General features: G+C 60.4%; 19 protein-coding genes and 1 pseudogene. 3 read left to right on the plus strand and 17 right to left on the minus strand.

Annotation, left to right across the window (positions count from 1 at the left end):
* Nucleotides 1-87: 87 nt before the first annotated feature.
* The 13 genes from X730_RS140065 to X730_RS140015 form a co-directional block, all read right to left on the minus strand.
* Entirely contained in the window at nt 88-1,998 is a 1,911-nt protein-coding gene (locus tag X730_RS140065) for a bifunctional diguanylate cyclase/phosphodiesterase (protein ID WP_023746202.1), read from the minus strand.
* 293 nt (nt 1,999-2,291) lie between these two features.
* Nucleotides 2,292-3,473: a 5-demethoxyubiquinol-8 5-hydroxylase UbiM gene (ubiM, locus tag X730_RS140060; RefSeq protein WP_023827308.1), complete on the minus strand. Its 1,182-nt coding sequence runs from the start codon at nt 3,471-3,473 to the stop codon at nt 2,292-2,294.
* Between the two features lie 416 nt (nt 3,474-3,889).
* Nucleotides 3,890-4,066, minus strand: coding sequence for a cbb3-type cytochrome oxidase assembly protein CcoS (gene ccoS, locus X730_RS1000000169270; protein ID WP_023827309.1), 177 nt, complete (start codon nt 4,064-4,066; stop codon nt 3,890-3,892).
* 37 nt (nt 4,067-4,103) lie between these two features.
* The gene (locus X730_RS140055; RefSeq protein WP_023827310.1) at nt 4,104-4,871 is read right to left on the minus strand and encodes a CBS domain-containing protein; all 768 of its coding nucleotides are present in this window, start codon (nt 4,869-4,871) and stop codon (nt 4,104-4,106) included.
* 65 nt (nt 4,872-4,936) lie between these two features.
* A complete protein-coding gene (ccoS, locus tag X730_RS140050) occupies nt 4,937-5,107 on the minus strand; it encodes a cbb3-type cytochrome oxidase assembly protein CcoS (RefSeq protein ID WP_023694862.1) in 171 nt (56 codons plus the stop codon).
* Entirely contained in the window at nt 5,104-7,392 is a 2,289-nt protein-coding gene (locus tag X730_RS140045) for a heavy metal translocating P-type ATPase (protein WP_023827311.1), read from the minus strand. The genes ccoS (X730_RS140050) and X730_RS140045 overlap by 4 nt, the downstream gene beginning before the upstream one ends.
* Nucleotides 7,389-7,886, minus strand: coding sequence for a FixH family protein (locus X730_RS140040; RefSeq protein WP_023827312.1), 498 nt, complete (start codon nt 7,884-7,886; stop codon nt 7,389-7,391). Before X730_RS140040 ends, X730_RS140045 begins: the two co-directional genes overlap by 4 nt.
* Nucleotides 7,883-9,442 carry a cytochrome c oxidase accessory protein CcoG gene (gene ccoG, locus X730_RS140035; protein ID WP_023827313.1) on the minus strand — a complete coding sequence of 520 codons (1,560 nt, stop codon included), beginning with the start codon at nt 9,440-9,442 and terminating at the stop codon, nt 7,883-7,885. The genes X730_RS140040 and ccoG overlap by 4 nt, the downstream gene beginning before the upstream one ends.
* A 128-nt stretch (nt 9,443-9,570) precedes the next feature.
* The gene (gene ccoP / locus X730_RS140030) at nt 9,571-10,434 is read right to left on the minus strand and encodes a cytochrome-c oxidase, cbb3-type subunit III (RefSeq protein WP_023827314.1); all 864 of its coding nucleotides are present in this window, start codon (nt 10,432-10,434) and stop codon (nt 9,571-9,573) included.
* A gap of 2 nt (nt 10,435-10,436) precedes the next feature.
* A complete protein-coding gene (locus X730_RS0134580) occupies nt 10,437-10,586 on the minus strand; it encodes a CcoQ/FixQ family Cbb3-type cytochrome c oxidase assembly chaperone (RefSeq protein ID WP_023690689.1) in 150 nt (49 codons plus the stop codon).
* Between the two features lie 11 nt (nt 10,587-10,597).
* Nucleotides 10,598-11,329 carry a cytochrome-c oxidase, cbb3-type subunit II gene (gene ccoO, locus X730_RS140025; RefSeq protein WP_031197305.1) on the minus strand — a complete coding sequence of 244 codons (732 nt, stop codon included), beginning with the start codon at nt 11,327-11,329 and terminating at the stop codon, nt 10,598-10,600.
* 11 nt (nt 11,330-11,340) lie between these two features.
* Nucleotides 11,341-12,951 (minus strand): cytochrome-c oxidase, cbb3-type subunit I, encoded by a 1,611-nt coding sequence (gene ccoN / locus X730_RS140020; RefSeq protein WP_031197306.1) that lies wholly within the window; start codon nt 12,949-12,951, stop codon nt 11,341-11,343.
* 554 nt (nt 12,952-13,505) lie between these two features.
* Nucleotides 13,506-14,252, minus strand: a complete 747-nt coding sequence (locus tag X730_RS140015) for a Crp/Fnr family transcriptional regulator (protein ID WP_023708062.1) — start codon at nt 14,250-14,252, stop codon at nt 13,506-13,508.
* Nucleotides 14,253-14,404: 152 nt separating this feature from the next.
* On the opposite strand from X730_RS140015, the gene hemN reads away from it, so the two are divergent.
* The gene (hemN, locus tag X730_RS140010) at nt 14,405-15,754 is read left to right on the plus strand and encodes an oxygen-independent coproporphyrinogen III oxidase (protein ID WP_023827317.1); all 1,350 of its coding nucleotides are present in this window, start codon (nt 14,405-14,407) and stop codon (nt 15,752-15,754) included.
* Nucleotides 15,755-15,990: 236 nt separating this feature from the next.
* On the opposite strand, the gene queE is transcribed toward hemN, so the two are convergent.
* The 3 genes from queE to queC are packed head-to-tail and all read right to left on the minus strand — an operon-like array spanning nt 15,991 to nt 17,776.
* On the minus strand, nt 15,991-16,725 hold the full coding sequence (queE, locus tag X730_RS0134585; protein ID WP_031197307.1) for a 7-carboxy-7-deazaguanine synthase QueE: 735 nt from the start codon (nt 16,723-16,725) through the stop codon (nt 15,991-15,993).
* Entirely contained in the window at nt 16,722-17,078 is a 357-nt protein-coding gene (queD, locus tag X730_RS140005; RefSeq protein WP_023673552.1) for a 6-carboxytetrahydropterin synthase QueD, read from the minus strand. Before queD ends, queE begins: the two co-directional genes overlap by 4 nt.
* Entirely contained in the window at nt 17,078-17,776 is a 699-nt protein-coding gene (queC, locus tag X730_RS140000; protein ID WP_023697800.1) for a 7-cyano-7-deazaguanine synthase QueC, read from the minus strand. Before queC ends, queD begins: the two co-directional genes overlap by 1 nt.
* A gap of 562 nt (nt 17,777-18,338) precedes the next feature.
* Here queC and X730_RS139990 point away from each other — a divergent pair.
* Together X730_RS139990 and X730_RS1000000167740 are read left to right on the plus strand one after the other, a co-directional pair.
* A complete protein-coding gene (locus X730_RS139990) occupies nt 18,339-18,728 on the plus strand; it encodes a hypothetical protein (protein WP_023673549.1) in 390 nt (129 codons plus the stop codon).
* 56 nt (nt 18,729-18,784) lie between these two features.
* Nucleotides 18,785-18,949 (plus strand): hypothetical protein, encoded by a 165-nt coding sequence (locus tag X730_RS1000000167740; RefSeq protein WP_155922520.1) that lies wholly within the window; start codon nt 18,785-18,787, stop codon nt 18,947-18,949.
* 185 nt (nt 18,950-19,134) lie between these two features.
* Here X730_RS1000000167740 and X730_RS1000000166710 read toward each other — a convergent pair.
* Nucleotides 19,135-19,928, minus strand: a pseudogene (locus X730_RS1000000166710) (transposase); the annotation flags it as partial.

A 19,928-nucleotide genomic window follows, 5' to 3' on the forward strand; every position in this document is an offset into this window, starting at 1 on the left:
CGCCCAATGCCACGTGTTTCGAGTAGGCAAGTCTCTGTAGCCAAATTCGGCAGCGCACGGCCGCGACAGCGGGCGCTGCGGGAGCGGTCACAACTGGTTCGCGTACTGTTTGACTGCCATTTCCAGTGCTTGCATCAAAGGCACAGCCTTGGAGAAGAGGAAGCCTTGGGCGGTTCGGCAACCAAGCTTGTGCAGGGTTTGCCGATCCGCCTCTGTTTCGACGCCCTCGGCCATGACCTCGATCCCGAGCATGTCACCGAGTTCGATGACGGATTTGACAAGCAGTCGGTCCTCTCGGGACTTGGCCAAGCCGCGAATGAAGCCTTGGTCTATTTTCACCTTGCGTATCCGACGGTCCTTGAGAGATGCCAAGGTAGAAAAGCCGGTGCCGAAGTCGTCGAGCGCGATGGAAATACCGGCATGCGAAAGCCGTCCGAGCTTTTCATCCACTCTGTCCGGATCCACCGGCGATTCTTCGGTAATCTCGATTTCGAACATCGTCGCAGGCAGGCCTCTTGCGGCCAGACCATCCAGAACCATGTCGTCGATATCGCCGGCTTCCAGTTCGCGCGGGGAAACATTCATCGCCACACGAATGTTACGACAGTCAGCTTTCACCAAGCCGTCGATAAAAGCACAACAGTCGGCGAATACGGTTTGCGTCAGCAGCTGAAGCATTCCGGTTTCGCGTGCGGCTGTGATGATTTCGGGTGGAGAGATGGCACCATGTGTCGGATGGGACCATCTCAGCAAGGCTTCAAAACCGACCACGGCCTCGGTGTCGAGTTTCACGATCGGCTGGAACCAAGGTTGCAATCTTCCCGTCTTTATCGCCGAATGAAGGTCCCGTTCGATGGACTGGCGGCGTTGGAGTTCCCGGTCGAGTTCGGCATCGAACAGGCAAAATTCGTTCCTGCCATGGCGCTTGGCCGTATAAAGGGCGATATCGGCCCGCAACAGCATTTCAGTCAGGCTCGACGTCTGCGCCAAGTATATCCCTATCGATGCCCCGACGCGCACGGACGCGACCCCGACATAGGGGCGAGCAATTTTGGCTATGATATTGGAGGCGAGATCACTGGCAGAAAGCGAAGCTCTCGTTGAGGGAAAAACCAGCACGAATTCATCGCCGCCGATACGAGCTAGCGTTGAGCCTTCCGGTGCTTCCTGCTCTATGCGGCGGGCGATCATGACAAGCAGTTCATCACCGGTCCTGTGACCGTAGGTGTCGTTGACAGATTTAAAGCCGTCCAGATCAATCAGCATTGCCACGAAGGGGCCATCCGCGGTCTTGAACCGACCGATGGCGTGTTCAAGGCCCCGCCTGTTGAGAAGGGCGGTCAAATGGTCCTCCCTGGAGTTGCGCTCCATTTCCGACGCAAGTCGCTCTGCCTCATGTCTCAGGCGGCTTGCTTCGCGGAAGCGCGCCTGCCCAACAAACGAAGCTCGGACCAAGCCGCCCATGAAGAGCAGAACGGTGAAAGCCAGAATGTAGCGTTCAAAATTGCCTTTCGCCAAAAGGCACGCCACCGTGATGAGGAGTGGAGGTGTGATGAAGCTGGTCGCCGCCGCGGCATACGAACTGCCATATGTAACCGCACCAGCTGAAATGCCCGCCAGTATGACCAGATGCATCGGTGCTTGAGGTGTTGTGTATCCAACAGTCAGCACGGCCGGGAAGGACCAGGCAAACCCTGCCAGAAGGGCAAGGACGCCAAACATGCGAAGGCGCGGCAAAACGCCAAGCAAATCCTGATGGCGCCCCGTTTCCTTTAGCTGAAAACGGGCGAGTGCAAGCCGGGCGGCATTTAGCGCATTGACGACCAGGAACCAGCTTGCAGCGGCAAAGCCGCCGCCAGAAAGGGCCTGCACCCCGCAAATCAGGCCTGACAGGATCGCGCTTATCGGCATCGACACGAAGAGCCCGGCCCTCAGGTCAGCAAGCTGATCCTGACGGATTTTGGCCTCCAGCGATTCTTCTTTCTTTAGGGGTGCCATGAATGGACCAGCTTGCTTCCGTCATTGTTCGCGAGGACCAAACCTATGCAAGCCCACTGAAGGACGGGTTAACTACCCAGCGAGGGTAACCAGTGCGCTCACCATGCTTCGGGTTCACACCTTTGGCTTAGCATTGCCGAATCATCAAGGTTCGCCCGCGCGCGTGCCTTGATCCGAATCATGCCATGATCGGCAACGTCACCAGGAAGCAGCCTTGCCCGCGACGCTGCGAGCCAGCAAGACAAAGAAGCCGCGCCGAGACAGCGCTCCAGAGCGGTAGCGCTCTGTGCGATTCACCGCCTGAGCATGGCCGAAATGCCATGGCGGACAAAGGGAAGATGTTGGGCAAAGCGGAGCCCAGCATGTCTTGCAAGCCGTGCCGCCGGGTGCTCGCTTGAGTAAAGACCGACAAGCATGTTGGTGGCATGATAGAGCGGCGCCGCCGACAGCCGCAGCCGGCTTTCGTATCTGCCGAGCATGTCGGGATCGGCAATGTCGCGGCGGGCGCGACATGCTGTCAGTATTTTATGAGCGAGTTGCTTCTGGCCGCTGAGGCCGATGTTGAAGCCATGCGCGGTCACCGGGTGCATGCCGATGGCAGCGTCTCCTATAAGTGCCGCACTCGGTGCCGAGAACTTGTGCGCCCAGGTCGTGACCAGCGGATAGGCATGGCGGGTGCTTGCCAGGGTCATCTGCCCGAGGCGTCCTCGACACCGGTTCATCAATTCCATGAGGAACAATTCGTCATCGAGAACAGACAGTCTATCGGCCTCGATTGAGCGCAAAGTCAGAAGCAGCGACGACACGCCTTCCATGAGCGGCAACATCGCTATGGTCTGATGGTGGTTGAACCATTCGACCGCGATCTGGTGATGGAAGCGCTCGTGCCTCACTCGGCAAATCAGCATGGAGTGGCCAAGCGGATGGATGTTGGCGCCGATGCCGAGCAGGTCGCGCATCGCGGACAAACGCGAATCCGCTGCTACGAGCAGCCGAGCGGCCAATTGCCTGCCATCAGAAAGCGTTATGACCGCCTCGTCGTCGCTGGTTGTTGCATTCACGACCGAGTTGCCGCACAGCAGCCGGGCATGATCCTGGAAGTAGACAATTTTGAACAGGGCATCGCGGATCCGACAATTTGGGACCAGAAATCCGAGTGGTTCCCCAGATCCGCTGCGAGTATCGAAGCACAGGGCGAAAGGGCTCGATCCGTTGAGCACGCGCGCGCCACGAAGCGGTGATTTGTCAGATGCGGGCATGGCGTCCCAGGCGCCGAGCTCGCGAAGGATTCTCACCGATGCGTGCGTCAGCGCGATCTCGCGACCGTCGAAAGCCGGATTCGCCAGGCTGTCGAGCGACTGCCGTTCAACCACTGCCACCTTGAGTCGGCTCAGGGCGAGCGATGCTGCGAAGGCAAGTCCGACCGGCCCAGCTCCGACGACAATGATGTCGAATGTGTCGACAGAGCCGGCCATCAGCGTGCCGCCATAGCGGCTATCTGCGATACGAAGCGCTCTTGAAGCATCGCAATCACCCACGGTTTGCCGCTCATCTCCCCATCGTCGATAGACATGCGTTCTCCGTTGGAAGCCTGGTCAATGAAACCACGCCGACGAAGAGATAACGCTGATCTGGATCAACCAGGCTCGATAACCCGGCAACGGCGGGTTCACGGTCGAGTGGTCGATTGCCGTGAAAACGTTTGCATGTCTAGGCATTCTGAATGGTCGGCTTCCCAATCGCGTGCCCCTACTGGCCAAAGGTTCGGCAACGTATTGTGGCTGATCCGTTCTTCGCACGCGCGCCGATATCATCATGACGAGGCAATCCAGCAAAGACTCGGTCGACTGACGACCAGCATCCGCACAGTCGTTGGGCGCCGCCAACCGGTTCAGCCTCGCGGCTCTTCCCGATCGATAAGGATCCGCTGGGCGGAGCCGTCGAGATCTTCGTATTGGCCGCTCTTCATATCCACAGGAAGCGCCGGTCCAAGCCCCACCAAAACAGGCAGCGGCCATCGTTCCGTCAGGACGGGCATCTTGCTGCCGACAGCGTGCTCTCCGCCCATGACGGGCGCTAGACGCCGAAGGAACTCGCCGACAGCCTCATGTCCAAGTGATGTGGGAAGGGAGCAGAACCAAAGGGACTCTGCTCCGCGTCCCCGCCTTTTCCGCAGCTATGAAACCTTCACCGAAGGGATCCGTACTGAGGAGGAGGCCGTCCTTGACTTGCCCGACGCCGGCAACCTTCTCAGCCGCAACGATCGCCGCCTTCCGCTGACGCTCGTCGACAATCGCCCCCTTCAGTTCGACAAGGCCGTCGCTGACCCTCACATCGATCAAGTCACCACCGCTCCAGGTTTGTGACTGAAGTTCGGCAAGGATAGCCTTGCGGATCAGGTCGTCATCGGGTGGCGTGGTGCCCTGTTTCGGCATGGCGCGGATCAGGACAAGCAGCAAATCAGTTCGCGTGATGATGCCGATGACCCTGTCCCGATCGACAATCGGAAGATTGTTGATGCGATGTTGCATCATCAGGTCGACAATATCTGCAATCGAGGCGCTAGGAGGCGCCGAGATGACGGGTGTGGTCATCACCTGATGGATGATCCGTCCGTTCGAGCGCGCATAGTCATTGGCGACTGTGCCCGGGCCAAGATCAAACTCCAGCCAGCGCGGACGCACACGCTGGGTCCCAAGTTCTTCTCGGCGCAAGAAGTCGCTTTTGCTTACAATACCAATCAGGGCACCGTCGCTGTCTGCTACCGGCAGGCAGCTGACCTTGTTTGAAAGCATGAGCTCGACCGCTTGCGCGATCGTCGCGTTCGCATCCGTCGTGATGACTGGCTTTGTCATTATGGATTCGGCTTGCATCCTCACCCTCCTGATCTTACGTTGACGACGATGGGACATCCCGACCCGCGGCGCTTTGATCTGAGTCACTTGGAACGAGCAGGATTCTCCGCGCCGTCGTCGCGGTCGATAAGAATGCGCTCCGCCGCGCCATCGAGATCATCGTACTGGCCGCTTCTCAACGCCCACAGGAAGCCGGACAGGCCGAGTGCGCCAAGGAACAGCGCCACCGGAATGAGATAGGCGAGCGTCGTCATGAGGATCGGGCCAAGGTGCCGGCCCGCGCGGGCCTGTCCTGCCGCGCCGTTTCGGACGACGCACCCGTTGCGAAGCCTTGCAGACGCATTGCATTTCCAATCACAAGCAATGACGAGGCAGACATCGCGACCGCCGCGATGAGAGGCGTAACATGACCCAGAATGGCGATCGGCACGGCCACAGCATTGTAAACGATCGCAATTGTTATGTTCTGTCGGATCAGGCTTCCCGCCTTGCGCGAAACGTCCAGCGCCAGCGGGATCGCCAAGAGGCTTTCGCGCAGAAAAACGAAGTCGGCTGCATTGCGGCCAATGTCGGCGGCCGTGGCGGGTGCGATCGAGACATGCGCGGCGCTCAGCGCTGGTGTGTCGTTGAGCCCGTCGCCAACCATCAAAACCTTGTGCCCGTCTCTCGCCAGGCTCTCGATGCGTTCAACCTTGCCGGACGGTAGCAGGCAGGGAACGAAGTCATCGACACCAAGCATGTCGACAACCTCGGCGCAGGCTTTCGCGGTATCGCCCGACAACATTTCCACGCACATACCAGCGTTGCGCAGTTGATCGATCGCTGCCCTGGTGTCGAGGCGTAGCGCATCTTCGAAAACGAAGGATGCGACAATCATGCCGTTTTTCGTCAGGACTGTTCCGCCATAGCCATGTTTGCCTTCGCCGCCGGTTCGAGCCTTCCAGCCAGCCCATCCGCGTCTACCCAGCCGCCAGGTGCTACCGGCGGCTGTGGCTTCGATCCCGAAACCCGGGTGCTCGGTCACCGCATCGAATTTGTGCTGGCTGCTGCTGAGGGCAAAGCCGGCAATGGCCTTTGAATATGGATGACACGAATGCCCGGCCAAGTCGGCAGCGATTGCCAGCATGGCGGGATCGACCGACGACGTGTTGACGAGCCTGGGCTGGCCAAGCGTGAGCGTGCCGGTCTTGTCGAACACGGCTGTATCGATCGTTGCCAGGCGCTCCATGGCCGAGCCGTCCTTGACCATGATGCCGTTTTCGAACAGGCGCCGTGCGGCCACCACCTGAACGATTGGAACGGCGAGGCCAAGCGCGCACGGGCATGTGATGATGAGAACAGCGATTGCGATCGTCATCGCCCGGTGCCAGTCGCCAGTCACCGCCATCCAGCCCAGGAAGGTTGCCAAGGCGGTGAGATGAACCACGGGCGCGTAGAGTGCCGACACGCGGTCGGCGATACGGCGATAGCGGGCGCGACCACCTTCGGCGGCCTCCATAAGCCGAACCATTTCCGCCAAGAACGAATCTTTCGCGGCGGCTGTGGCCTCTATCGTCAGCGGACCAGTAAGGTTGAGGGCCCCGGCCTGCACGGTGTCTTCCGGCGCCACGCTACTGGGCGTGCTCTCGCCGGAGACCAGGGAGCAGTCGACGTCCGATGTCCCGCGCGCGATCTTGCCATCGACGGGGATCCTTTCGCCGGCGGCGATCAGCAACAGCATGCCCGGTTCGATCTCGCCCACCGGCAGATAGTCCCGAGCGCCATCGCCGCGCAGCACCATGGCACCGCGTGCGGCCAATTGTGACAGGCTCTTCACAGCGGTGCGGGCGCGTTCCCGCATCACGTGATCGAGCGTGCGGCCGATCAACAGGAAGAACAGCAGCGATACCGACGCGTCGAAATAGGCGTGGTCGCCATGGGTGATCGTCTCATAGAGGCTCATGGCGTAGGCCAGCGACACGCCGACGGCGATCGGCACGTCCATGTTCATGCGGCCGTGGCGCAGCGCAGTCCACCCCGATTTGAAGAAGATCCCGCCGGCAAAGGCGAGGGCGGGAATGGCGATGAGCGCCGAGACCCAGTGGAACAAATCGCGCGTGGCGCCTTCGGCGCCGGACCAGACCGATACCGAGAGCAGCATGATGTTGCCCGCCGCAAAGCCGGCAACGGCGACGGCGCGGATGAGCTCCGATAACGTCCTGTCCTTCGCATCGGTGTCGGCTTCGAACAAATGCGCCTGATAGCCGAGCCGGCCGAGCACAGCGACCAAAGGTGGAGCCTCGTCGCCGCGCCAGCGGACTGAGACCCGCTTGGTTGACAGGTTCACGCGAGCTGCCTCGACGTGACCGAGTTTTCCCAAGGCCGTCTCGATCGTCTGGATGCAGGCGCCGCAATGAACGGTCGGCACCGACAGGTCGGTCTGATGAAGGTCGTCGCCAAGCGATCGGCTGGCCAGCCTGACCTCCTGGCTGGACGGCAGAACTGAAGTGGCGCTGACAAGATCCAGCGCGACTTCCGCGCCCGGTGCACAGCAGCTCATTTTAGCGCTCCATGGGAAATCATGACCCTGCGCACGTCTCGATAAGGTTTTGCCAGGCCGGCATCGGCGTCTATTTCGATGATCCAGACACCATCCCTTGGCACGTGTTGTGCTGCAAACTCCTGGCCAGAGACCAGGGCGAGCGTGACGGACTCATCCTCTTTCTCGTAAGCCGGATGGCGAAACAGCACCTTCACGCCATGCAGGGAAACCGGTTTGCCCGCGGCGTCGATGATGCAATAGCGGACTTCGCCCCATGCGATGGTCAACTGGCCGGTCCAGCCAAGCGCTGCCTGCGCACGGCCTTCCTCGGCCTTCTTGTTGAATTGTTGGCTCGCCACATAGGTATTTTCGACGACAAGGCCGGTCCAGCTTGTGTTGGCAAGCGTCGCCATCGTCAGATTGACCGCGATGACCACGCCGAAAAAGGCAAGGATCGTGGCCAACATGTGCCTGCCGGTGAACTCGCGGGGGTTTCGCGTGGTGGCGTTCATCTGGCGATCTCCGGCGAGTTGAAGGTGGCGGTGTATTCGTTGGACTCGAAGCTGACCTTGTCTTCGACCCGGAATGTGAAGGTCTGCGCCTGGCCATGAATCTGGTCGGCGGGCAGGCGCACGAAAACCTTCAACATCTTCAGCCGGTCGGGTTCGACCTGGACTGCAAAGGAGCGATCGGCGGGGAGATCGACGCCAACGATGCTCATCTCTGCGCCTGGCAAACCCCCGAGGGTGACGATAATCGTTCTCGGTTCGGGGATCATGTTCAAGAGCTTGACGGTATAGCCATTGCGGATCGAGCCGTCCGAGAGCGTCACGAATTGCGGGTTGCGGTCGTGCAGGACATTGATTTCGAGCCGGTCGCGCGTCAGCAGCGAAAAGAGCAGGCCCAGCCCGATCAGCGACCACATGGCCATGTAGACATAGGTTCGTGGCCGAAAGATCTTGCGGATATGGAAATGCGCCACCCTGTCCGAAAACAGGCCGTCATCCGTCCTGACCAGTGATGGATTGACCGAGCTGGCGCCGCCTGCGGTGGCCAGCATCATGTTGGCGTTGTAGTCGGAGAGCGTCGCGTAGGAGATCAGTCCTCGCGCTTTGCCGAGCTTGTCCATGACGCCGTCACAGGCATCGATGCAGAGCGCGCAGGTGATGCATTCGAGTTGCTGACCGTCGCGTATGTCGATCCCCATCGGACAGACGGCGACACAGGCATTGCAGTCGACGCAATCGCCGACGGGATGCCCTGCGGCAAGAACCTTCTTGGCGTGACGCGTGCGCGGTTCGCCGCGCCAGTCATTGTAGGTGACGGTGAGCGAGCTCTCGTCGAGCATGGCTGCCTGGATGCGCGGCCATGGGCACATATAGGTGCAGACCTGTTCGCGCATCAGCCCGCCAAACGTGTAGGTCGTCGCCGTCAGGACCGCGACGGTGATGTAGGCGACAGGCGCTGCCGTGCCGGTGAAGAGTTCGCCGAGCAGCGTCGGCGCATCGGCGAAATAGAAGATCCATGCGCCACCAGTCGCTGCGGCTATGACCAGCCAGATGACGTGTTTCGATGCCCGCAGCACAAGCTTACGAGTGGTCCAAGGACCGGCATCGAGCTTGATGCGTGCGTTGCGGTCGCCCTCGATCGCGCGCTCGACGACCAGGAACAGATCGACCCATACGGTCTGTGGGCATGTGTAGCCACACCAGGCACGGCCAACAGTCGATGTGATCAGGAAAAGACCGACGCCGGCCATGACCAGAAGGCCGGCGACATAGTAGAATTCCTGGGGCCATATCTCGATGAAGAAGAAATAGAAGCGCCGGTTGGCGACATCAAGCAGCACCGCCTGGTCGGGGGCAAACGGACCACGGTCCCAGCGCAGCCACGGCGTCAGATAGTAGATGCCCAGCGTGATCGCCATCACGATCCATTTGAATCGGCGAAAGCTGCCCGAGGCCCGCTTCGGGAAGATCTTCCTGCGCGCGGCATACATTGGCTGGCGCACCTTGGCGGAGTTGAACGTCGTGGGTTCGATCCGTTCTATTTGCGTGTTATCGAGCACGAGAAGCTCCAGTCACCAGCGACGATTTCGCCGGAAGCCGACTCATCGGTTCTGGATGATGCCGAGGCCCGGCTTGCGCCGGGCCTCGTCGCTTGGCGGGAGGGGGAGGACGAGAATAGGCTGCTTTCCTATTCTCCGCCGCCAAGCGAATGGATGTAGACCGCCAGTTCCTTGACCTTGATCTCGCCGAGGCGCGCGCCCCAAGCCGGCATCACGCCGTGTTTCGGTGCGGTTACCTGGGCGGCGATGGCCGCTTCGCCTGACCCGTAGAGCCAGATGGCGTCAGTCAGATCTGGAGCGCCGAGTTCCTTGTTGCCTTTTGCATTGTCGCCATGACAGCCCACGCAGTTTTCGGCAAAGACCTTGGCGCCGGGCGCCACCAACACCTGATCGCTGACGGTTTGGGACAGGCTGGCAATATAGGCGCTGACCTGTTTGATCTGATCGGCAGTGATGATGTCGCCAAAGGCCGGCATTTCGGACAGGCGCGTATCCGGATCGGAGGCGAAGCGAATGCCATGTGTAACCGTCTGCTGGATCTGGTCCGCCTTGCCGCCCCACAGCCAGTCGTCGTCGTTGAGGTTGGGGAAGCCCTTGGAGCCCTGGGCGCCGGAACCATGGCACTGCACGCAATTGAGCTTGAACGCGGCACCGCCGGCGGCGACGGCGAATTCGCGCAGCGTGTCGTCCGCCGCGATCTCCGAAACACTTTTCGCTTCTATCGCGGCGACATATTTGCCCTTGGCCGCTTCAGCCGCGGACAACTCGTTCCCGACATCGTTGCGGCTGGAGTAGCCGAGCACCCCCTTGGTTGCCGTGTGCAGCAGAGGCCATGCCGGATAGGCGATGGTGTAGCCGATCGCCCAGACTATGGTGATGTAGAACGTCCAGATCCACCAGCGCGGAAGCGGGTTGTTGAGCTCCCGGATGCCGTCCCACTCATGACCGGTGGTTGAGATGCCGGAAACCTCGTCGATGTGATCGCTGCTCATGATCAGTCCTCCTTCAGAGGAATTTGAGCTGCTTCGCCGGCTTGCCTGCGGCTTCCGGGACGAACTGCAAAGGCAACAGATCCGATGAAGAAAAGAGCCATGGCAAGTAGGCCCCAGCTGTCGGCAAACTCCCGCATGAAATTGTACGTCATGGCCATTGTCCTCAGCGGTAGCCGGCGGTCTCATCGTAGTTCTTGAAATCGACCAGCGTGCCCAGCATCTGGAGATAAGAAACCAGCGCGTCCATTTCGGTGACTTGCTGCGGGTTGCCGTCGAAGTCGCCGATCTTGGCCTTGGGGTAGCGGGCCTCGAGGCCGGATGTGTCGGCGTTGGGATCAGCCTGCGCCATCAAATCGGCATTGGCGTTGGCGATCATGTCGTCGGAGTAAGGGACGCCGACGCGCCTGTTGGCGACCAGATGCGTCGAGAAGTCCTTCACCGCGATCGGCTTGTCCTTCAGGAAGGCATAGCTCGGCATGATCGATTCCGGCACCACGGACCGTGGATCTGTCAGGTGATCCACGTGCCACAGGTTGGAATACCGGTCGCCAACGCGGGCGAGATCCGGTCCGGTGCGCTTCGATCCCCACTGGAAGGAGTGGTCGTATATCGACTCGGCCGCCAGGCTGTAGTGGCCGTAGCGCTCGACCTCGTCGCGGAACGGGCGGATCATCTGGCTGTGGCAGAGGTAGCAGCCCTCGCGGACATAGATGTTTCGACCAGCAAGTTCGAGCGGCGAGTAAGGCCGCATGCCTTCCACCTTCTCGATCGTATTATCGAGATAGAAGAGCGGCGCGATCTCGACGATGCCGCCGATTGTCACGACCAGCAGCGACCCGAGGAGGAGAAGTGTAGCGTTCTTCTCGATGACCGCGTGTCTGTTCATCAACCTCATTTTCTGTCTCATCATCGCGCAAGCTGGAGGGCGGGGGTGGAGCGCGGCATCGGATCCTGCTCGCGCCGGTAGCCGAGGATGGTCATGGCGACGTTCCAGGCCATGATCAGGGTGCCAGAGAGGTACATGGCTCCACCGATCGCGCGCATCACATAGTAGGGGTGCATGGCGGCGACCGTTTCGGCGAAGGAGTAGACCAGGAAGCCCTGCTCGTCGTATTCGCGCCACATCAGGCCCTGCATGATGCCGGACACCCACATCACCGCAGCGTAGACAACGATGCCGAGCGTCGCCAGCCAGAAATGCCAGGTGACGAGCCTGAGCGAATAGAGGCGTTCACGGTTCCAGAGTCTCGGCACCATGAAGTAGATTGCGCCAAACGAGATCATGCCGACCCAGCCGAGCGCGCCCGAATGGACGTGTCCGATGGTCCAGTCGGTATAATGCGACAGAGAATTGACCGTCTTGATCGACATCATCGGGCCTTCGAAGGTCGACATGCCGTAGAAGGCGATGGCCATCACCATCATGCGGATGATGGGATCGGTGCGCAGCTTGTCCCAGGCGCCCGACAGCGTCATCAGGCCGTTGATCATGCCGCCCCATGACGGCATCCACAGCATGATCGAGAACACCATGCCAAGCGTCTGCGCCCAATCGGGCAGGGCGGTGTAGTGCAGGTGATGCGGCCCGGCCCAGATGTAGAGGAAGATGATTGCCCAGAAATGGACGATCGACAGGCGGTAGGAATAGACCGGCCGGTTGGCCTGCTTGGGCACGAAATAGTACATCATGCCGAGGAAGCCGGCGGTGAGGAAGAACCCGACCGCATTGTGGCCGTACCACCACTGCGTCAGGGCGTCCTGGACTCCGGAAAATGCGGAATAGCTCTTGGAGCCGAGAAAGGAGGCCGGCATCGACAGGTTGTTGATCACATGCAGCATCGCGATGGTCACGATGAAGGAAAGGTAGAACCAGTTGGCGACGTAGATGTGCGGTTCCTTGCGCTTCAGGATGGTGCCCAGAAACAGGATCAGGTAGCCGACCCAGACGATGGTCAGCCAGATGTCGACATACCATTCGGGTTCCGCATATTCGCGGCTCTCGGTGATGCCGAGCAGATAACCTGTCGCGGCCATGACGATGAAGAGCTGGTAGCCCCAGAACACGAACCAGGCGAGATCGCCACCGAACAGCCGGGCGCGGCAGGTGCGTTGGACGACATAGAGAGACGTGCAAAGCAACGCGTTGCCGCCGAAGGCGAAGACGACGCCCGAGGTGTGCAGAGGCCGCAAGCGGCCGAAGTTGAACCAGGGCTGAATGTTGAGATCGGGATAGGCAAGCTGTAGCGCGATGACCACCCCGACCAGCATGCCAACCACACCCCAGAACATGGTGGCGATGGCGCCGTAGCGGATTGGCCCGTCCATGTAGGCGGACGGGTCGATCGGAGCGGCAGGCTTGAACTCAGTGTTACGCAGTAGGATCGCAGTGAAGCCAGCCAAGGCGAAGAACAAGACCCACATATGCTGGCGAAAGGGTTCATCCACCCCAGCGCCAGCCGCCACCAAAGCCGCGAATGCGAACAGGCTTAGAAGCACGATTTCTTTGCCGAATTTCATCGCAAGCCCCGATTTCCAATTCCGGCGGATGCCAAACCGCGGTGCCTTATTGCGCAGCCGTCGCCTGCTCGCCCTGATCCATGTCAGAGCCGCACCATTTTGCTCGAGCAGCATCGAGTTCGGTGCGATCAGACTGCGACGATCGAATGTGGAAGCGCACCACCGGCCGCCCGTTTATGGATGGGGCCTGGCGTCCCCGGTCGGGCCCCGGGTGCGGAGGCGACCGCGGGCGTGTGGGGGAGCGCACCTTCTGCGACGCTGGAAAGCAGGTCGACGCCTTACCGAACCCCGCGTTCAATGCCTTGGAACAGCCAGCGCCAGCGTTACGCTGCCGTCGTGACATTCATGGCTTGGGGAGACGGCGATTTTCCCCTGCGGATGAGGCGTATTGACTTCGGCCAAGTGTGGATGCTTCGCCGACGAGCCGAAAGGCAACTGGCGCATACGATCGGATGGAGAACGGGCTGTCGCTACGCGACTTCTTCTGAGCCCAACGCGAGCATGCCCTGCCCCGAATGAAGTAAGTGACGGGGGCCATGCAGCTTCTGCGTCATTCAAACGGCTGTAGCGCCTCGGCCGCCGCAGCGCCGTTCCAGCCGGCTCATGCTGTCCACGGTGACGCGGCGGTTGTTCTCGATCCGAATCACGCCGTCCATTCTCAGGCTGGTCAGCTGACGGCTCACGGTCTCGTTTGTGATTCCAAGGAAATCAGAAATGTCGGCACGCGTCATTGGCAGCTCGAAGCACGTCGAGCTAGCCGTCGGGTCAACATTGGAGTCGATGTTCCGGGCAATCATGAGGAGAAAGCTCGCCACCTTCTCTGGTGCGGTCTTGCGCCCCAGAGTCACCATCCATTCGCGTGCCTCGTCAAGTTCGTTCAGCGCCTGCTTGAGCAGGCGATGCACAAATTCGGGTGACTGCTTCATCATCCGTTCGATGGCCGCTCTGGGAAACGAGCATAGCGAGACAGCTGTTGCCGCTTCCGCATTAATCGCACTTTTCATCTTGAAGGGCCGACCCAGAAAATCCGGGGCGAACTGCAGGCCGACAATCTGTTGGCGTCCATCTGACAGGCTCTTCGTGAGCTTCACCACGCCTGAAAGCACGTTCGAATAACAGTCGACCGCCTCGGCGTCGCCGATCAGTTCGACCCCCGGCTCGATATTGTGCCGCGACGACGTCTTGGCGAGCTGAGCCAAATGGTCTGGCTCTAGCGCGCCACAGACACCGCGGCGCCGTGCCTCGCAAGACAGGCAAAGAACGGGGATGCCGGAACTGTGAATATCCTGCCGTAATGTCATTCGATCGCTCTACCGGTCCGTGCGGGCAGGATAGCATCCACGGTAGAAAAATCCTTGCGGCAGTTTGTCCGTGCTGAAGGTTGATCGAAATCAGGGCTTAGGCTCATCCAAGCATCCACAGTTCGGGCGAGGCAAACACGGTGGACCACGACATGCGACAAAAGCTAGTTGCCAGATTTGGCGAGAACGTCCCGCGCTACACGAGCTACCCGACCGCGCCGCATTTCAATGCAAGCGTTGACGCTACCGTTTGTCGTGGCTGGCTACAGCGGCTCGATGAGGGCAACGAAATCTCGCTCTATCTGCACATCCCATACTGCGACAAGCTTTGCTGGTTCTGTGCCTGCCATACCAAGCAGACACGCCATTACGAACCGGTGACCACATATCTGCGCTCACTGCATGCCGAGATCGCCACCGTCGCCAGTCTTGTTGGAGGCAAAGGTCGTGTGCGTGCCGTCCATTTCGGCGGTGGTTCGCCGACGATGCTCAAGCCCGAAGATATGGTGGCGCTGGGAACCGCCCTGCGCAACAGCTTCGGCTTTCTTCCCGGCGCCACGATCAGCGTTGAAATCGAACCCAACGATATGGACGATGCCCGCCTCGATGCGCTTGCCGAAATCGGCATGACCCGTGCGAGCCTCGGCGTTCAGGATTTCGATCCGAAGGTGCAAAAGGCGATCAACCGCGAGCAGAGCTTCCTGCAGACCAAGACGGTCGTCGACGGCGTTCGTTCGCGCGGCGTCGAATCCGTCAATCTGGACCTGCTCTACGGTCTGCCGCACCAGACCAGGGAAAGCGTCGCTTCTACGGTCACGCAGGCACTGACCCTGGAACCGGATCGGATCGCACTGTTTGGCTACGCGCATGTACCGTGGTTCAAGAAACATCAGACGATGATCGACGAGGCCTGGTTGCCGGGTCCCGCGGAGCGCTTTGCCCAGTCGCAACTGGCTGCACAGGCGATTGTAGACAATGGATACGAGGCAATCGGGCTCGACCATTTCGCCAAACCCGGCGATGCCCTGGCCCTTGCCGCCCGCACCGGGACTTTGCACCGGAACTTTCAGGGCTACACGGACGATTGCTGCGAAATCTTGATCGGGCTCGGCCCGTCATCCATTAGCCAGTTTCGGCAAGGCTATGCGCAGAACATGCCTTCAACCAGCGAATATAGACGCATGGTTGATGACGGCGGGCTGGCCGCTGTTCGGGGTATCGCACTTTCCAACGACGACCGCGTTCGCGGCTGGATCATCGAACGTTTGATGTGCGACTTCGCCTTCTCGGCCATCGATCTGGTGGAACGCTTCGGCGAGGCCGGCCAGAGGCTCCTCCTTCAGTCAAGTTCCATGGCCCTCCACGATCCGGTTCGATTGCTTGAACTTGATGGCGACAGATTCGTTGTGCCGGCTGAAAGTCGCCCTTTCGTCCGAAGCATCGCGGCCAGGTTCGACAAATATTTCGAAGCTGGAACGGCCAGGCACTCGGCGGCAGTCTGAGCACTCAGAGGAACGGTCATGCCTCTCAGTCGATCATGGACCGCGGTACGTTTGTTGATCGGCGACCGTCTATCGAGACAAGATTCTGAGCGGACCAGACGCGTCTTGGCGCAGCGACGATATCGTCCGCTCGAGCCCTGCCTGTCGGATCATGGTTGTCGGCGACAGCTCCCTTCGACCTGAACCACCCGTTCACCCGAATTCTGCCGGCGCAGTTCCAGTGGAAAGGGCCTGGGCTAGACGGCTCTCTTGTTACCCCAGAGCACAACGTGCAGCTGCGGCAGCACGCGGGCCTCGAACCATCTGTCGCGGGTCACGCTGTCAACCAGCCACTCCATGCGCTTCAATATTCCGTCAAGGTCGATAGGCGCGTCATCATTTGTGGGGTGTGGCGGCGTGTGATTGCCGGGCTGCAGATAGATCGGAAGTTGCGGAAATTGCGCAGCGGCGTCTTTCGCGTAGGTGTAGTCCCTTTCGTCGAAAACAATGAGCTTGAGCACGACTTGGGGCTTGCCTTGTGCCGCCTGGAGGCACGCCTCGACAGCGGCCCAATCTGTCGTCATTCGGCTTGACGGCGGCTTTGGGCTGAGGATCAGCACGTCAAGCTGCGCAAACCAGTCCCTGGCAAGCGACCCTTGGGTTTCCAGCGCAAAACGGTAACCGTCACCATGGCCCCGGTCGATGAGCGCGCCGAGCGGCTGGATGGCCGGATTGCCGCCTGATAGCGACACCATCAGCGGGCGGCCACCGGAAAGGGCAAGCACATTTTTCCACACCGCCCCAACGGACATCATCTCCCATTCATGGCGGAATTGATTGTCCACAGCATGGAGGCTGTCGCACCAGGAACAGCGATAGTCACACCCGCCGGTTCTGACGAAGATCGTCGGCAAACCTATGAGCACGCCCTCGCCCTGGATCGTCGGCCCGAAAATCTCGCTAACGCGGATTGCGGGATGAGTATTCGTCATGGCCGGTATTCCGCCCAGGTTTTCGGCGTTTCGCTCACCCGCACGGCCGCGGTTTCGCTCAGGCGTGCCTTGCACCAGTCGTAGAAATGTCTGGCCAGATATTCCGCCGTGACTTGCTCGTGTCCCAGCACGTCGTTGAGATGCCGGTGGTCGAAGCTCTCGTCGATGTAGCGTTTGAATGGCGCCAAGTCGTGGTAGTCGCGCACGAAGCCGTGATCGTCCAGTCCATCCGCTGAAAGCTCCACTTCGACGATGTAGTTATGTCCGTGCAGGCGCGCGCATTGGTGATCGGGTGGCAATGAGGTGAGCTGATGCGAGGCTGAGAAGTGGAATTCCTTGGTGATGCGGAACATTACGCGGTGGTCCTTCGCAGCGCTCCGAGCCAGAAGTCGGAGTCCTCATACTCGGTTGGGTCCGGGTGCCCAGCGATGTGAAACGCCTCACGCCGCTCGACGCAGGTCCCGCACCTCCCGCAATGACGCTCGGCGCCCTTGTAACAGGACCAGGTCTGCGCAAACGGCGTGCCGTATGTGGCTCCATCCGTAACAATGTCCGCCTTCGTCAGGTTCACATAGGGTGCATAAAGGCGAATCTGCGCGTAGCCGTCGAGCGCGTGGTCCTGCATCATCTGGAAAGCGTCGATGAAGGCCGGACGGCAATCGGGATAGACAACGTGATCCCCACCATGCACGGCCGTCGCCACTGCGTCAGCGTCTTGCGCTGCGGCGAGGCCGAAGGCAATGGCCAACATGATGGCGTTCCGGTTGGGCACCACCGTTATCTTCATCGTGTCTTCGGCATAGTGCCCGTCGGGCACGTCCACATTGTCGGTCAGCGCGGAGCCGGAAAGGTCGCCGCCGATCTCGTGGATATCGATGATTCGCTGCGGGACACTCAGGCGCTCCGCGCAAAGGGTGGCGAAGCCCAATTCCTTCCTATGCCGTTGGCCGTAATCGAACGATAGCAGGCCGGTCAGCTGGTGCTCCGCTGCCACCTTGTGGGCAAGAGTAACGGAATCCAATCCGCCGGAGCAGACGACGAGAGTCTTCATCGTTGGGTCCTTGTTTTAACCGGGTAGGCTGCGACCGGAGATTTCTCTGCGCTCCAGTACTTCAGGAAAACCATTTTGTGAAGTGAACGGAGACCAATTCGTGCGCTTGCGTGCGATGCGCAAAAAGCCATCGCGGTGAGCTGCAAGGACACGGACTGGCGAGACGTCACCCTTCAGCGGAATGCTCAAAGTCGAACGCTTCTCGGGGGACAAAGTTCTCGACGAGCAGAGCCTGTCGGTCCCGAGCGCCGAGCGACGCCATTGCAACGTGTTCGGAGTACAAAGCCGAGATGGGCTTGCCGCAAACAGCTCACTTACCAGGGATGTTCAGCGATGCCGAAATCCAGATATCGGGGTGGATTATGAGATCAATTGTCGCGACAGCTTTGGCTGGCCTGCTCCTCGCGCTTCGTAGATGCAGCGCATTCCACGTCAGGATCATTTTGATGAGCACGCCCTCAATGGATAACCGGCGAACCCTGAATAACCGGTCGTGAGCCGACATCTGTGAACAAGCGGTGTGGTCGATTGCAATCACCCATGTCTTGCGCACAGGTACCTTATGGCAGTGGATGAACTGAACTTGATGGTTTTACAGATGGCAGTCGAAAGCGTCCGCTCGCTCTCGTTGAGCTTCGCTGAAAAAGCCGCCGAGATAGCCACCAGGAGCCGCGGCAGCCTGCTTTTCAACGTGCGGATCGACGGTGACGCGCAGGTCCAGCGGGTCGCAGCCATCCGATATCACGGCGGCCAATTCGGCGTGCTGGCGTTAGACGGACACGGCCTAGTTACCCACTATTGCATCGTTAACGGTATGTTCTCACATTACATTGCGGCCTTGGAGAGCTGGCACAGGATGCCCCTGTCGATGCAGGCCAAGATGGATGCCAACGGCAATGCCCGTCTCTTCGTAGCGGCGTTGCGGGATGCCGGACATATGCTGGGCACCTAGCATTTGGCCAGAGTGCATCTCTGAATTTGCAAGTGCATCACTGCGATGGCGCCGGCATGATCGTCATGCTCGAAAAGGGCTGCGGCGGCCGCGGCAAAGCGGTCGCCGCGATGATGGTGTCAACGGCGTTGCATCAATGCGAGCGTTTAGAACAGAGGTCTCCTCCTGGCATCGAGCGTATGCAAGGAGCTACGCAAGCGCAAATGTATCAAGTATTTTGAAGGGACGACCCCTCATGCATACTTAGCTGCGATGCTCGGGCGGCATAAGCCTCGTTGCCATCTAGCCGCCTTGATGCACGGCGATAAGCTTTTGACGGCCTGAAGCGACGCTGTGGTCGCCGTTGCGGTGCTTTTCCACGCGCCTCGTCAGGCGCCGGGTTGCTCCGGCGTGATGGCAGGCGGGGGACGAAGCGGATATCGCCACCGTGGGCGCCGACCTCGACCCGCGCGATGATGCGCTCGACGCGGCTCCAACTAGCGGCGCCGTCAACGAACTTCTTGAACCTGCGGACCTTGCCTGTCTTGGCCGACGCTTCGAAGCGCGCGGTCGTGCTGGCCTCCAGATCCGCGACATGCTTGCGCAGGGTCGTGGTGGGCGCGAGGCCAAAGATGAAGTCGACGTCGTTGGCGCGGCACCAGTCGATGACCTGCGGGTTGCAATAAGGGCTATCGCCGCGGAGCAGGATTCGAATGTTCGGCCAGTTGATCTGGATCGCCCGCACCAGACGGCGCAGGTGGGGGCGGATCTCAGCCCCACTCGGCCGCTTGGCCGGTCGCAGGATCGCGCTGACGAACCGTCCCGCACCATCGAACACGACGATCGGCTAGANCACTCGGCCGCTTGGCCGGTCGCAGGATCGCGCTGACGAACCGTCCCGCACCATCGAACACGACGATCGGCTAGAAGCCGTACTCGTATGGTGGGCATTGAACAGGCGAAGCTGTTGGCCTCCGTGCACAGCGTCGAAGGTGTCGTCAATGTCGAGTACGATCCGCTTCGGCACTTGCCGGAACGAGGCGCAATAGAGATCGACCATCGCCCGTCCCATCGCGACCAGCTCCCGCACCCCGGGTAGGTTCTCCAGCCGGCACAGCGTCGATTGCGACGCCAGATCCCGACCCGACGGCAGCGCATCCTGGGCCATCTTGAAGACCGGATCGCGGCGCAGCCGGTTGGCGTCGTTGCCGTCCTCGTAGC

This window comes from Mesorhizobium sp. L103C131B0 (assembly GCF_000502275.1).
In the GTDB taxonomy this organism is placed as follows: Bacteria; Pseudomonadota; Alphaproteobacteria; order Rhizobiales; family Rhizobiaceae; genus Mesorhizobium.

Bases quoted from the DNA above. Each gene is read 5' to 3' on its own strand.
- X730_RS140055 (WP_023827310.1), bottom strand. From the start codon at position 4,871: ATGCAAGCCGAATCCATAATGACAAAGCCAGTCATCACGACGGATGCG.
- X730_RS140040 (WP_023827312.1), bottom strand. From the start codon at position 7,886: ATGAACGCCACCACGCGAAACCCCCGCGAGTTCACCGGCAGGCACATG.
- queE (WP_031197307.1), bottom strand. From the start codon at position 16,725: ATGACGAATACTCATCCCGCAATCCGCGTTAGCGAGATTTTCGGGCCG.
- X730_RS0134580 (WP_023690689.1), bottom strand. From the start codon at position 10,586: ATGACGTACAATTTCATGCGGGAGTTTGCCGACAGCTGGGGCCTACTT.
- ccoO (WP_031197305.1), bottom strand. From the start codon at position 11,329: ATGAGGTTGATGAACAGACACGCGGTCATCGAGAAGAACGCTACACTT.
- queD (WP_023673552.1), bottom strand. From the start codon at position 17,078: ATGTTCCGCATCACCAAGGAATTCCACTTCTCAGCCTCGCATCAGCTC.
- ccoP (WP_023827314.1), bottom strand. From the start codon at position 10,434: ATGAGCAGCGATCACATCGACGAGGTTTCCGGCATCTCAACCACCGGT.
- X730_RS139990 (WP_023673549.1), top strand. From the start codon at position 18,339: ATGGCAGTGGATGAACTGAACTTGATGGTTTTACAGATGGCAGTCGAA.
- ccoN (WP_031197306.1), bottom strand. From the start codon at position 12,951: ATGAAATTCGGCAAAGAAATCGTGCTTCTAAGCCTGTTCGCATTCGCG.
- ubiM (WP_023827308.1), bottom strand. From the start codon at position 3,473: ATGGCCGGCTCTGTCGACACATTCGACATCATTGTCGTCGGAGCTGGG.
- ccoS (WP_023827309.1), bottom strand. From the start codon at position 4,066: ATGGGCGGAGAGCACGCTGTCGGCAGCAAGATGCCCGTCCTGACGGAA.
- ccoS (WP_023694862.1), bottom strand. From the start codon at position 5,107: ATGACGACGCTCGCCTATCTCATTCCGGTGGCGCTGTTCCTTGGCGCA.
- queC (WP_023697800.1), bottom strand. From the start codon at position 17,776: ATGAAGACTCTCGTCGTCTGCTCCGGCGGATTGGATTCCGTTACTCTT.
- hemN (WP_023827317.1), top strand. From the start codon at position 14,405: ATGCGACAAAAGCTAGTTGCCAGATTTGGCGAGAACGTCCCGCGCTAC.
- X730_RS140015 (WP_023708062.1), bottom strand. From the start codon at position 14,252: ATGACATTACGGCAGGATATTCACAGTTCCGGCATCCCCGTTCTTTGC.
- X730_RS140065 (WP_023746202.1), bottom strand. From the start codon at position 1,998: ATGGCACCCCTAAAGAAAGAAGAATCGCTGGAGGCCAAAATCCGTCAG.
- X730_RS1000000167740 (WP_155922520.1), top strand. From the start codon at position 18,785: ATGATCGTCATGCTCGAAAAGGGCTGCGGCGGCCGCGGCAAAGCGGTC.
- X730_RS140045 (WP_023827311.1), bottom strand. From the start codon at position 7,392: ATGAGCTGCTGTGCACCGGGCGCGGAAGTCGCGCTGGATCTTGTCAGC.